We start from the raw sequence: 11,806 nt of genomic DNA on the forward strand, positions 1-11,806 counted from the left end.
TCCGGATGAGGCCGGTCCGTCAGTTGCGGACCGGGATGCAGTCGAAGTCCTGGGCCTTGAGGGCACGGCAGGCGGCGTCCGCGCCCGGCCTGTCGAAACCGGCGAAACGGGCGCGCACCAGCGTCATGCCGCGGGCCTCGACCTTCTCCGTGTAGGGATCGGCGGCGCCGAGCTGGCGGCCGGAGGCCTCGCGCGCTTCCTTGAGCGTGTCCTGCGCCGCGCCCTCGGTAGGGAAGGCGCCGATCTGGATCGACCATTCGCCGCGCCGGCGCGGAGCGGCCTCGGCGACGGGAGCGCTGCCGGGAGAGGCCATCTGCACGGGCCGCGGGGCGACCGAGGCGGTGGTCAGCTGCGAGGCGTTGATCGTGCCCAGCACGCCTGGGCGCGGATTGGGGTTGCCGGGTGCGATAGCCGGACGCGAGGCGGCGGATGAGAGCATCGCCGCGGCAGCCGGAGGCGGCGCCACCTCGGCCTGGATCACCTGCCGGTGCGGCTGGGCGTTGGCGGTGACGGGGGCTGCGGCCGAAGCGCCGGTGGAAGCGCCGCCGCGGGTCTGGCCGGCGGTGATGACGGCGGCGGCCATCGGAGTGATCGGCATGGGGGCTGCGACCGGCTGGCGGCGGCCCGGCACGGGCACCTGGGCGGCAACCGCGATACGGGTCTGCGGCCGCGCGGGTTCGGCGGCGCGGGCGATCATCGGGGCGGTGCGGGCGCCGGCATAGGCGCGCGGGAAGTTGGCATCGACCAGCTGCCGCATGCGGGCGTCGCGGGCGCCGCCGGTGCGGCCACCCATCACCACGGCGACGATCTGGCGCTGGCCGCGGCGGGCGGAGGTCAGCAGGTTGAAGCCGGAGGCGCGGATATAGCCCGTCTTGATGCCGTCGACGCCCTCGACGCGGCCGAGAAGGCGGTTGTGGTTGCGGAAGTTCACGCCGCGATAGGCGAAGGAATAGGTCTGGAAGTAGCGGAAATAGGTGGGATAGTGATCCTGGATGGCGCGTCCGAGGGTGGCGAGGTCGCGCGCCGTGGTGATCTGTTCGGCGTCGGGCAGGCCCGAGGCGTTGCGGAACGTCGTGCGGCTCATGCCGATGGCGCGGGCCTTGCGGGTCATGAGCTGGCCGAAGGCCTCTTCCGACCCGGAGATGTTCTCGGCGATAACGACGGCGACGTCGTTGGCCGACTTGGTGACGAGGGCGCGGATCGCCTCCTCGACGGTGATGGTGGAGCCGGGGCGCACGCCGATCTTCGAGGGCGGCTGGCTGGCGGCTTCCGTCGAGACGCGCAGCGGCGACTGCAGGGAGAAGCGGCCGGCTTCGATCTGCTCGAACAGCAGATAGAGCGTCATCACCTTGGTGACGGAGGCGGGAAAGCGATGGGCGTCGGCCGCCTCGGCATGGAGGGTCTGGCCGGTCTTGGCGTCGATGACGATGGCGGAATAGGCGGGCGCATAGCCGCCGTAGCGGCGGGGGCGGGCCTCGGCCTCACCCATTGCGGCGATGCCGATCACCGCAGCCGTTGCGACCGCCGCGAGCCTGAGGGCCGTGCGGCTCCACGCCACGCAGCCGGCGTCGTCGATCCTCGCCATTACGCCACCCCTGAACTCACCACGAGCGTCCGGGAGCCTTCTGGCGACCGGTCCGCAATCCCGTCCCTGGCGCACCGGGCAGGACTGCATCGACCGGATCTCGCAACCGACGGTCCCGAAGGACCGCCGGCGACGCGACACCACACTCGGCGATACGCAGCCGTACTCGGCACTGCGGTCCCCGAAGTCATGGGAACCGTTGACAAGCACGGTAAGCGTTTGCGGTTGCCAGGAAGTTAAGCACCGATTCGTCGGGCGATTCGGGGTGAGGCGAACCGCGTCGGCATCCCCCGAGCGACGGATGCTGCAGTGCGAAAGGTTAATTGACGCAGTGCAGCATTTCCGGTAATTTGCGTCTGCGTGAGTGGCTGAAAGGCCCGCGCCAGGAAATGCCGGTTGGAAGACCCATCGCGAGGAGAGCGGCCATGGCCCAGAATTTCGAAGACGTGCAGAAGCTCGGCAAGGACAATCTCGACAGCGCCGTCAAGGCCATGACGGTTCTGACCAAGGGCTATCAGGCGATCGCCGCCGAGATGGTCGACTATTCGAAGAAGTCCTTCGAGGAAGGTTCCGCGACGATCGAGAAGATCGCCGCCGTGAAGAGCCTCGACAAGGTGATCGAGGTCCAGTCCGACTATGCGAAGGCCGCCTACGAGGCTGCCGTCGCCCGTGCCACGAAGATCGGCGAGCTCTACACCGACCTCTTCAAGGAGGCGTTCAAGCCCTACGAGGCCGCCTTCGGCAAGTTCGCCCCGGCGAAGTAAGACCTTCAGGGTCCTGTCCAGACGTTCAAAGGCCCGGTGCAGCGCACCGGGCCTTTTTCGTGCGTGAGGCGGGTCCCGACTACTGCGTGAGGCGCAACTGGCCGATCTCGGCGGCAATGCGCTGGAACACCGGTACGAGTTCCGAGGCGGAACGGACGTCGTAGTACATCGACGTCTCGCTGGCGCAGCGGCGCAGCAGCGCGGCGTCGCCATCGATGACGCGGATCGTGTAGAGGCGGATGCCGTTCGTCTTGGTGTTGGTGCAGGCAAGGTCCGTCCGCGCATCGATGGAGGTGCCGTTGGTCGTCCAGCGGTTCTGCGTGTTGTTGCCATCGGTGAGCAGGATGATGATCCGCTCGAGGTCGGGCTCGGTCGCGAGGGTTCGCGCGGTGGTGAGCGGCGCGTTGGCGTTGAGCATGTGCATGCCCCACACGAGGCCGATGGTCACGTTGGTATTGCCGGCAGGCGACATGGCATCGACCTTGGCCTTGAGGGCCGTCCAGTCGGTCGACAGCGGCATGATCGACGTCAGATTGGAGTTGGTGCAGTTGCGCGCCGGGAAGAGGGTCGCGGCAACCGCGGTCGTCGGCGTGGTGTTGGCGACGTCATGGCTCTGGTCCCGGTCGGCCACGCAGCCCGTCCAGGAATTCGCCGTGATGCTGGTGCCCGCATAGGTGAGCCAGCTCTGGTTCTTGTAGGTCGTGCCGATCCGGACCTGCACGTCGAAGGGCACGATGCCGATGCGGATGGCGTCGGGCTTGTTGGACACCAGCGCCATGGTGTCGATGAGGTTCTTGGCGGCCGTCCTCAGCGCGGTCATCTTGCCGGAGCTCGACATCGAGCCCGTGTTGTCGAGGACGAGGACCAGATCGATCTTCTTGGTGCGCCAGGCGGCGCCGGCGGTGCCGCGGATCGACAGGTCGGTGTTGACGAGCAGCCCGGGAACCATGGAATTGAGGTTGCCGCTGCCGGTGACGCGGACGTTGCTGTTGTCGACCGTCGCGGAGACCGTGACGTTCAGCAGGTCCGACGGATTGATGTTGCCGAGAACGATGGCGCGTGCGGCGGCACTGAGGTCGGCCGGTGACTTGCCATCGGCCACGAGGCGGGCGACGAACAGGGCGGCGGCGTCGAGGGCGGCCTGGAGGCGCGCCTGCTGCTGGCTCATGCGGCTGAGATCGATCGCCGCGACGATCATCATCATGACGGGATAGATGGCGACGGCGAAGAGAACGGCGATGGCTCCGCGCCTGTCCCTGCCGAATGAAAGGATTTTGTTCCACATGAGTGGCGACCCCCAGAACTGCGACCGGGATCGAGAATAGAGGTCAGCCGATAAGCATTTGGAATCGCACGTGATTCAATTGTTTTAGTGTCTTAAGGAAAGAATTGACCGATCATTTACCAACAAATCGCCGATTTCGCTGACGGCGCAACGGAAGCTCACCTTCCCCAAAGTCGCGTTAGGTCAGGAGAGCCCGCGTCGCTGACGTAACGTCAGGTTGACGCATCAAACTTTCTCCGACGAGCAGCGTCCGGATGCCGACCTGTCGCAGCCGTAAGACATCTGATGGGACAAAAATCCCGCTTTCGCCGACCACAATGCGGTCGGCAGGAATGCGCGGAGCGAGCCGCTGGGAGGTCTCCAGCGTCACCTCGAAGGTCCTGAGATTGCGGTTATTGATGCCGATGAGCCGCGAGGGAAGGGCGAGCGCCCGGTCGAGTTCGGCGTCGTCATGAACCTCGATGAGCGCGTCCATGCCATAGTCCGCCGCGGCGGCGACAAGGTCGCGCGCCAGCGCATCGTCGACCGAGGCCATGATCACGAGGATGCAGTCGGCCCCCCAGACGCGGGCCTCAGCCACCTGGTAGGTGTCGTGCATGAAGTCCTTGCGCAGTGCCGGCAGCGCGCAGGCGGCGCGGGCGGCGGTGAGGAATTCCGGTGCGCCCTGGAAGGAGGGAGCGTCGGTCAGCACCGAGAGGCAGGTGGCGCCGCCCGCCTCATAGGCGCGGGCAAGCGCCGGCGGATCGAAATCGGGACGGATCAGCCCCTTGGACGGGCTCGCCTTCTTGATCTCGGCAATGAGGGCGGTGCCGCCGGCGGCAAGCCTTGCGTCTATCGCGCCGGCAAAGGGCCTGACGGGCGGTGCTGACCGCGCGGCGGCATCAACCACGGAGAAGGGTCGCTCGCGCTTCGCCGCGGCGATCTCCTCCCGCTTGTAGGCCTCGATCGCCTTCAGGATATCCGCCATGGGATCAGGCCGCGCCGGAGATGGCAACGAGGCGGTCGAGCGTCTTCGCCGCAGCGCCGGTGTCGAGCGAGGCCTCAGCCATGGCGAAGCCGTCGGGCAGCGTCGCGGCCTTGCCGGAGACGACGAGGGCGGCTGCGGCATTGAGGGCGGCGACATCGCGATAGGCGTTGCGGGCGCCGGTGAGGACGGCTCGCAACTGCGCGGCGTTGTGGGCGGCATCGCCGCCCTTGAGATCGCCGGGCTGGCAAAGGCCGAGGCCGACGTCGGAGGGGCTGACCTGGAAGGTCGAGACGCGGCCACCCTTCAGTTCGGCGACGGCGCTGGGGCCGGTGCCGGTCACCTCGTCGAGCCCATCGGAGCCGTGGACGACCCAGGCATGGGTGGAGCCAAGATTGCGCAGCACCTCGGCGAGCGGCGAAACCCAGTGCCCGGAAAAAACGCCGACCATCTGCCGCTTGACGCCGGCCGGATTTGAGAGTGGTCCGAGCAGGTTGAAGATGGTTCGGGTGCCGAGTTCGACGCGCGTCGGGCCGACATGCTTCATCGCGGGGTGATGGGCCGGGGCGAACATGAAGCCGATGCCGGCCTCGCGGATGCAGCGAGAAATCCCCTCGGGGCCGAGGTCGATCTTCACGCCGAGCGCCATCAGGCAGTCGGCGGCGCCGGAGCGGGAGGAGAGGGCGCGGTTGCCGTGCTTGGCGACCGGCACGCCGGCCCCGGCGACGATGAAGGCGGCGCAGGTCGAGATGTTGAGGGAATGGGAGGCGTCGCCACCCGTGCCGACCACGTCGACCGCATCGGCTGGCGCTTCCACCCGCACCATCTTTTCGCGCATGGTGGCGACAGCGGCGGTGATCTCGTCAACGGTCTCGCCGCGCACGCGCAGCGCCATCAGGAAGCCGCCGATCTGCGAGGGCGTGGCATTGCCCGACATGATCTGGTCGAAGGCCGCGGCGGCCTCCTCGCGGGTCAGGGGGGTACCGGTCGCCGCCTTGGCGATCAGGGTCTTGAACTGTTCCATCAGCGGCGTCCCTGGCTGCGGTTCCACTCGGCCGCGAGGTCGAGGAAGGTGGCGATCATGCGGTGGCCGTGCTCCGAGGCGATGCTCTCGGGATGGAACTGCACCCCGTGGACCGGGCGCGAGCGATGCATCAGGCCCTGGATCACGCCGTCCTCGGATTCCGCGGTGATCTCGAGATCGTCAGGCCAGGTGGCGCGGTCGACGGTGAGCGAATGATATCGGGTCGCCTGGAAGTCGCCGTTGATGCCGCGGAAGACGCTACGGCCCGAGTGGCGGATGGTCGACATCTTGCCGTGCATCGGCTTCGGCGCGCGCACCACATGGCCGCCGAAGACCTGGCCCATGGCCTGATGCCCGAGGCAGACGCCGAACATGGGGATCGTCTCCGACGCCTTGCCGATGAGGTCGAGGCAGATGCCGGCTTCGTTCGGCGTGCAGGGGCCGGGCGAGAGCACGATGGCGTCGGGGTCGGAGGCGATCACGGCATCGGCCGTGGTCTTGTCGTTGCGGATGACCTCGACTTCGGGGCGAACGCCGCCGATCTCCTGGCCGCCGATATAGTGGACGAGGTTCCAGGTGAAGCTGTCGTAGTTGTCGATGAGGGTGATCTTCAAAGTAGGAACTCACTCAAGCTCATAGAGCTTTTCCACCAGATCGAGCTCAAATATCTCGCCAGATACAGTCACATTCGCGACCTTCCATACCGCAATGTATCCGGTTCGCTTCATGGCGAGGCCCTCTTGGGTCCGGCCGTCTTTTCCCAGGGGCTTGTCGTTAGTCAATATGGCTTCGCCACCGTTAGCGACCGCTTCGTGCAATTCACGCCACTGCTTTGAATCGTAATAGCCGGGATCGCGATATCGCAGGCCTGTGAGCCAGTGCCGGTGAATGCATGGAAGTGCCTTGTCATCGACGGTCGCGAACCAAGAACCTCGGCGTCCTAGCGCCTTTTTGCGCGGGAGCTTCTTGTGTGGGGCGTGGTTCACTGGCCCCTCCCGACCCGGGCCGCCGTCTTCACCGCCTCGTCGGCGGCGTGAACGAGGGCTCTCGCCTTGTTGACGCACTCGGCCTGTTCCATGGCGTTGACGCTGTCGGCAACGATGCCGGCGCCGGCCTGCACATACATCTGCCCGTCCTTGACCACTGCCGTGCGCAGCACGATGCAGGTGTCCATGGCGCCGGTGGCGGAGAAGTAGCCGACACAGCCGGCATAGATGCCGCGCTTTTCCTTCTCCAGCTCGTCGATGATCTGCATGGCGCGCACCTTCGGCGCGCCGGAGACCGTGCCGGCCGGAAATCCCGCGGCGAGGGCGTCGATCAGGTCGTGCTTCGGATCGAGCTCGCCCTCGACGTTGGAGACGATATGCATGACGTGGGAATAGTGCTCGAGGAAGAACTTGTCGGTGACTTCCACCGTGCCGATCTTTGCCACGCGCCCGACGTCGTTGCGGCCAAGATCCAGCAGCATGAGGTGCTCGGAGCGCTCCTTCGGGTCGGCGAGAAGCTCCTCGCCGAGGCGCTTGTCCTCGGCCGGCGTCGCGCCGCGCGGGCGGGTGCCGGCGATCGGCTTGATGGTGACGCGACCGTCGCGCACGCGGACGAGGATTTCCGGAGACGACCCGGCCACCGAGAAGCCGTCGAAGGCGAGATAATAGAGGAAGGGCGAGGGGTTCACCCGCCGCAGCGCCCGGTAGAGCGAGAAGGGCGGCAGGGTGAAGGGCGTCGAGAAGCGCTGCGACAGCACGACCTGGAAGATGTCTCCGGCGGCGATGTAGTCCTTGGCCCGGTCGACCATGGCGGAGTAGCCCGCCTCCGAGGTGTTGGAGACGAGGCCGGCCATGATCTCGGCGTGATCGGGCAGGGGCGTCTGCTTGTCGAGCGGGCTGTCGAGGGCGTCGACCACCGCCACCAGCCTGTCGACGGCGCGCTCATAGGCCTGCTTGGCGGTCTGCCCGGACTGCGGCCGCACCGGCGTCACGACGGTGATCTGGTCCTTTACCGCGTCGAAGACGAGGACGACGGTCGGGCGGATGAACAGCGCGTCGGCAAGGCCGAGCGGGTCGGGCGGCACGTTCGGCAGGTGCTCCATCTGCCGGACCATGTCGTAGCCGAGATAGCCGAAGACGCCGGCCGCCATAGGCGGCAGCTTCTCGGGGATATCGATGCGGCTGTCGGCGAGCAGCTTGCGCAACTCGGTCAGCGGCGCGTCGGGGAGCGGCGTGAAGGCGTTGCGGTCGGCGCCGGGCCGACGGTTGATCTCGGCCACCGATCCGCGGCAGCGCCAGATGAGGTCCGGCTCCATGCCGAGCACGGAATAGCGCCCCTTGATGGCGCCGCCCTCGACGGATTCGAGCAGGAAAGCGTTGGTCTTGGCGCCGGCGATCTTCAGATAGGCGGAAACCGGCGTCTCGAGATCGGAGACGAGCGTCGTCCACACCACCTGCGGCTGTCCCGCAGCGTGGAGGGGCTGGAAGGCCTCGAAGGCCGGCTCGATCTGCATGACGTCCTCGTGGTCGCTCCCGACCTACCTGGCGTCGGCGGAGCCGCCGACCGCCCGGTTGAGCAGGGTGCGGTTGACGGTGGTGCCGAAGTCGCGCTGGAGGCGGGCGATATATTGCGCGAGGACATCGTCCTCGATCGATTGCGAGAGCTGGTCGCGGGTGCGCTGGTCGAGGCTCGCATCCGCCGGCAGGGCGACCTCTGTCGTCACGAAGACGACGCGGTCGATGCCGTCGGCCGCGGGCGCATTGGCCGCCTGGCCCTTCGCCGTGGCGAAGAGCATCTGCACGGTGCTGGCACCCCAGACGCCGTCGGTGGTGGTGCGCTTCAGGGCCGGGGTGGTCTTCACCTCGAGGTTCAGCGGCTGGGCGAGTTCCGCCAGCGTCCGGCCCTCGCGCAGGGCGGTCGCCATGACGTCGGCGGCCTTGCCGATGCGCACCTTCACCTCGTCCTCGCGCCATCGGGCCTCGACCTGGGGCCTGACCTCGTCGAGCGTGCGGTCGCGCGCCGGGGTGATGGCGGCGACCTCGTACCAGATCCAGAGACCCGACTGGCGGTTGTTGACCGGCTCGTTCTCGAGGCCGACTTCGGCGCGGAAGGCGGTGGGCAGGAATTCGGACGCGCCGGGCAGGTTGAGCTGCACCTCCGAGGGGTCGCGACCCTGGACGTCGATGGCGTCGACCGTGGTGACGGAGACGCCGACCTTGGCGGCGATGTCGGTCAGCGGCAGGCCGGAGGAGCGCTCCTTCTCGATCCGGTCATGCAGGTCGTTGACGGCGCTGCGGGCCATGGTGGTGGCGATGGTCATGCGCGCCTGCTCGCGCGCCTGACCCTCGTTGAACGGCTCGATCGCCGTCACCTTGAGGAGGACCGTGCCGAAGCGGCCGCGCACCGGTTCGCTCACCGCGCCCTCGGCGAGGGCGAAGGCGGCGTCGCGCACCGCCGGATCGGCGATCTGGGCGCGCGACAGGTTGCCAAGCGCCAGATCCGCCGGGGTGACGTTGCGCTCCTTGGCGAGGTCCTCGAAAGAGAGGCCCTCCTTCAGGCGCTTTGCCGCCGCCTCGGCCTCCTCGGGTGTCGGGAACGTCAGTTGCTGAATGGCGCGGCGCTCGGAGGTCTCGCGCAGGCGGGCGACCTCCTCGTCGAGCTGTGCGTCCGGCACCTGCTGGAAGCCGATCTGATCCTGAGGGGAAAGAGACAGCACCACCAGCTTGCGGAACTCGGGGCCGCGGAACGCGACCTTGTTGGCCTCGAAATAGGCCTGAAGCGTGCCGGCGTCCGGCGCGGGGACGTCGCCGGCCTGGGCCGCGCCGATCACCACGTACTGGGCCTGACGCGTCTCGTTCTGGAACCGGGTCATGGCGTCGATGAGCACCTGCGGCGTTCCGAGCCTGTCGGAGACGGCGCCGGCGATCTGCTGGCGCACGGCGAGGCGACGCTCGAGATCGATATAGGCCTGCTCGTTGTAGCCGTTCTGGCGCAGCACCTCCTGGAAGGCGCCGCGGTCGAACTGGCCCGTGGGGCCGCGGAAGGCGGGCGTCGAGACGATGCGGGTGCGGATGGTGTCGTCGTCGATGCCGAGGCCGAGCTGACGACCGCGCTCGTCCAGCGTCGCCTCGGTGACAAGCTGGTTGAGGACGCGCTGATCGACGCCGAACTGGCGCGCCTGGTCGGGGGTCAGGCCGCGGCCGACCATGCGGCCGAGATTCTGGACCTCGCGGTTATAGGCCGTCTGGAACGTCTGGACGTTGATCTGGGTGTCGCCGACGGTCGCCACCGTCGTGGCCGTGCCGCCGCGGAAGATGTCACCGATGCCCCAGACGGCGAAGGACAGCACCAGCACCGCCATGAGGGCGATGAGGACGAAGCGGGCGAAGCCCTTCTCGAAGGCGGAGCGAAGGCCGGTCAGCATGCCGGTGGATTCTCCAACGAGCGGCGATGAGGCCGCTGGGGGTCTGAAAAAGTCGGCGGAGCATAGTGAGGGGACCCCAAGGGGGCAAGCATGCCGGGTGGCACGCCTCGGGGGCTTCTGCTAGGCAGCGGCCATCGTGGTCGGATCGCAGTGAAGGAGGGTCTCATGGGCATGCGCCCGCTCGTCGCCGGCAACTGGAAGATGAACGGCAGCCGCTCGGCACTGAAGGAACTCGCCACCATGGCCGAGGGCTTCGACGCCGGCCTGAAGGCCAGGGTCGACCTGATGATCTGCCCGCCCGCGCCGCTGGTCTTCCTCGCGGCGGCCGCGGCCATCGGCACGCGCATCGCCATCGGCGGGCAGGACTGCCACACGGAAGCCTCCGGCGCCTTCACCGGCGAGGTCTCGGCCGAGATGCTGGCGGATGCCGGCGCCAGCGCCGTGATCGTCGGCCATTCCGAACGCCGCCAGTATTTCAGGGAGACCGACGCGCAGGTCGCCGCCAAGGCGACGGCCGCAAACAGGGCAGGGCTCGTCGCCATCGTCTGCGTCGGCGAGACGCGTGAGGAGCGCGAGGCCGGCAAGGCACTGGCCGTCGTCGGCCGGCAGGTGGCGCGGTCCGTGCCCGAGGGAGCGACGCCCGACACGATCGTCGTCGCATATGAGCCGGTCTGGGCGATCGGCACCGGGCTGACGCCGACCGCCGCCGACGTCGCCGAGGTCCATGCGCTGATCCGCAAGAATCTCGTGTCGCGCCACGGCAAGCAGGCCGCCGGCATCCGCATTCTCTATGGAGGCTCGGTGAAGCCGGCCAACGCCAGGGAGCTGATGACCGTGCCGAACGTCGACGGGGCGCTCGTCGGCGGCGCCAGCCTCAAGGCGGCGGATTTCCTCGCCATCGCCGAGGCCTATCGATAGGGTGGGGAGCGTTTCCAACGCGGCCGTCGGCTAGCGTTCAGTTTTCCTTCTTAAAAGGTGTCGGGTCGTTGCCGAAATTGCCGCCGAAAATGCGGCTTCGAAGTGCGACCTGCGCAGCCGTTAGGTAACGCCCCTTGCTCAGCGGTTCCATGCGCCGGCGAGAGTTGGGCCGGCGACCTTGCGCATGGACCAATAGGTCTATTCCAAAATTGAAACGATCGACGAATCTGAGCAGATGCGATTTCGGAAATCCATGAGCTTCAAGCATGGGCCATAGATCTTCAGCTCGTACTGGATACCTTTGCCACCAAACGGTCTGGATAATCGCGAACTCTGCATTTTCCAATCTCGAGAGTTTGGTCATGCCACAAGTTTCGTCCCACATGTAGATCATGCTCTCGTGGATTTGAAAGACATCATCGATCGACAATGGTGGGAGCCATTCGACAAATTTGGCGTAGTCTTTCTCTATAAAGAGATCTTTTGACAGTATTACTCTGAAGCTCGAGCCTAGCGCGTCGTTGGGAAAACGGGCGCTGAGTTCACCTTGTCGCGCCTCCGCCACTTCATCATTTATCAGTGCCGCACATTGTCCAGCGTGGAAGCCGCATAATACCAACGGCCCTCACGACTGACCGATGTGTGCCCAGTCGCGCATGCCGATTGACGTGATGGTCCCTGGCAGCGCGACGAGCCTGTTCCAGGCCTCGCACGACGCCTGGATGATATCGTCGTAGGTCTCGAACACGCGGTTGGAGAGGAAGTTGGCGCGCAGGAACTGCCAGACCTGCTCGACCGGATTCAGCTCCGGCGAGCGCGACGGCAGGAGGATTGGCGTGATGTTCTTCGGCCATT

General features: G+C 67.0%; 12 protein-coding genes. 2 read left to right on the plus strand and 10 right to left on the minus strand.

What is annotated here, in order from left to right; genetic code table 11:
• Positions 1–19 precede the first annotated feature (19 nt).
• Positions 20–1,585: a serine hydrolase gene (locus tag ACJ4V0_RS11810; RefSeq protein ID WP_448299772.1), complete on the minus strand. Its 1,566-nt coding sequence runs from the start codon at positions 1,583–1,585 to the stop codon at positions 20–22.
• Positions 1,586–2,010: 425 nt separating this feature from the next.
• Here ACJ4V0_RS11810 and ACJ4V0_RS11815 point away from each other — a divergent pair, with 425 nt between their 5' ends.
• Positions 2,011–2,349 (plus strand): phasin family protein, encoded by a 339-nt coding sequence (locus ACJ4V0_RS11815; RefSeq protein ID WP_448299773.1) that lies wholly within the window; start codon positions 2,011–2,013, stop codon positions 2,347–2,349.
• 79 nt (positions 2,350–2,428) lie between these two features.
• On the opposite strand, the gene ACJ4V0_RS11820 is transcribed toward ACJ4V0_RS11815, so the two are convergent.
• The 7 genes from ACJ4V0_RS11820 to ACJ4V0_RS11850 all read right to left on the minus strand — a co-directional run bounded on the left by ACJ4V0_RS11820 (position 2,429) and on the right by ACJ4V0_RS11850 (position 10,033).
• Complete coding sequence (locus ACJ4V0_RS11820; protein ID WP_448299774.1) at positions 2,429–3,634, minus strand: vWA domain-containing protein; 1,206 nt, start codon at positions 3,632–3,634, stop codon at positions 2,429–2,431.
• Between the two features lie 178 nt (positions 3,635–3,812).
• A complete protein-coding gene (gene trpC / locus ACJ4V0_RS11825) occupies positions 3,813–4,601 on the minus strand; it encodes an indole-3-glycerol phosphate synthase TrpC (RefSeq protein ID WP_448299775.1) in 789 nt (262 codons plus the stop codon).
• Positions 4,602–4,605: 4 nt separating this feature from the next.
• Positions 4,606–5,622 carry an anthranilate phosphoribosyltransferase gene (trpD, locus tag ACJ4V0_RS11830; RefSeq protein ID WP_448299776.1) on the minus strand — a complete coding sequence of 339 codons (1,017 nt, stop codon included), beginning with the start codon at positions 5,620–5,622 and terminating at the stop codon, positions 4,606–4,608.
• Positions 5,622–6,236, minus strand: coding sequence for an anthranilate synthase component II (locus ACJ4V0_RS11835; protein WP_448299777.1), 615 nt, complete (start codon positions 6,234–6,236; stop codon positions 5,622–5,624). Before ACJ4V0_RS11835 ends, trpD begins: the two co-directional genes overlap by 1 nt.
• 9 nt (positions 6,237–6,245) lie before the next feature.
• Positions 6,246–6,608, minus strand: coding sequence for a hypothetical protein (locus ACJ4V0_RS11840; RefSeq protein ID WP_448299778.1), 363 nt, complete (start codon positions 6,606–6,608; stop codon positions 6,246–6,248).
• Positions 6,605–8,122 (minus strand): anthranilate synthase component I, encoded by a 1,518-nt coding sequence (trpE, locus tag ACJ4V0_RS11845; RefSeq protein ID WP_448299779.1) that lies wholly within the window; start codon positions 8,120–8,122, stop codon positions 6,605–6,607. The genes ACJ4V0_RS11840 and trpE overlap by 4 nt, the downstream gene beginning before the upstream one ends.
• Positions 8,123–8,146: 24 nt before the next feature.
• Positions 8,147–10,033 carry a SurA N-terminal domain-containing protein gene (locus ACJ4V0_RS11850; RefSeq protein ID WP_448299780.1) on the minus strand — a complete coding sequence of 629 codons (1,887 nt, stop codon included), beginning with the start codon at positions 10,031–10,033 and terminating at the stop codon, positions 8,147–8,149.
• Between the two features lie 165 nt (positions 10,034–10,198).
• On the opposite strand from ACJ4V0_RS11850, the gene tpiA reads away from it, so the two are divergent.
• Positions 10,199–10,951, plus strand: a complete 753-nt coding sequence (tpiA, locus tag ACJ4V0_RS11855) for a triose-phosphate isomerase (protein WP_448299781.1) — start codon at positions 10,199–10,201, stop codon at positions 10,949–10,951.
• A 37-nt stretch (positions 10,952–10,988) separates the two neighbouring features.
• On the opposite strand, the gene ACJ4V0_RS11860 is transcribed toward tpiA, so the two are convergent.
• Entirely contained in the window at positions 10,989–11,315 is a 327-nt protein-coding gene (locus ACJ4V0_RS11860) for a hypothetical protein (protein ID WP_448299782.1), read from the minus strand.
• Positions 11,316–11,576: 261 nt separating this feature from the next.
• Positions 11,577–11,806: transposase (locus ACJ4V0_RS11865; RefSeq protein ID WP_448299783.1), on the minus strand; the 230-nt coding region annotated here is incomplete at its 5' end.

The organism is Phreatobacter aquiterrae, assembly GCF_053471285.1.

Bases quoted from the DNA above. Each gene is read 5' to 3' on its own strand.
- ACJ4V0_RS11810 (WP_448299772.1), bottom strand. From the start codon at position 1,585: ATGGCGAGGATCGACGACGCCGGCTGCGTGGCGTGGAGCCGCACGGCC.
- ACJ4V0_RS11815 (WP_448299773.1), top strand. From the start codon at position 2,011: ATGGCCCAGAATTTCGAAGACGTGCAGAAGCTCGGCAAGGACAATCTC.
- ACJ4V0_RS11820 (WP_448299774.1), bottom strand. From the start codon at position 3,634: ATGTGGAACAAAATCCTTTCATTCGGCAGGGACAGGCGCGGAGCCATC.
- trpC (WP_448299775.1), bottom strand. From the start codon at position 4,601: ATGGCGGATATCCTGAAGGCGATCGAGGCCTACAAGCGGGAGGAGATC.
- trpD (WP_448299776.1), bottom strand. From the start codon at position 5,622: ATGGAACAGTTCAAGACCCTGATCGCCAAGGCGGCGACCGGTACCCCC.
- trpE (WP_448299779.1), bottom strand. From the start codon at position 8,122: ATGCAGATCGAGCCGGCCTTCGAGGCCTTCCAGCCCCTCCACGCTGCG.
- ACJ4V0_RS11850 (WP_448299780.1), bottom strand. From the start codon at position 10,033: ATGCTGACCGGCCTTCGCTCCGCCTTCGAGAAGGGCTTCGCCCGCTTC.
- tpiA (WP_448299781.1), top strand. From the start codon at position 10,199: ATGGGCATGCGCCCGCTCGTCGCCGGCAACTGGAAGATGAACGGCAGC.
- ACJ4V0_RS11860 (WP_448299782.1), bottom strand. From the start codon at position 11,315: ATGACCAAACTCTCGAGATTGGAAAATGCAGAGTTCGCGATTATCCAG.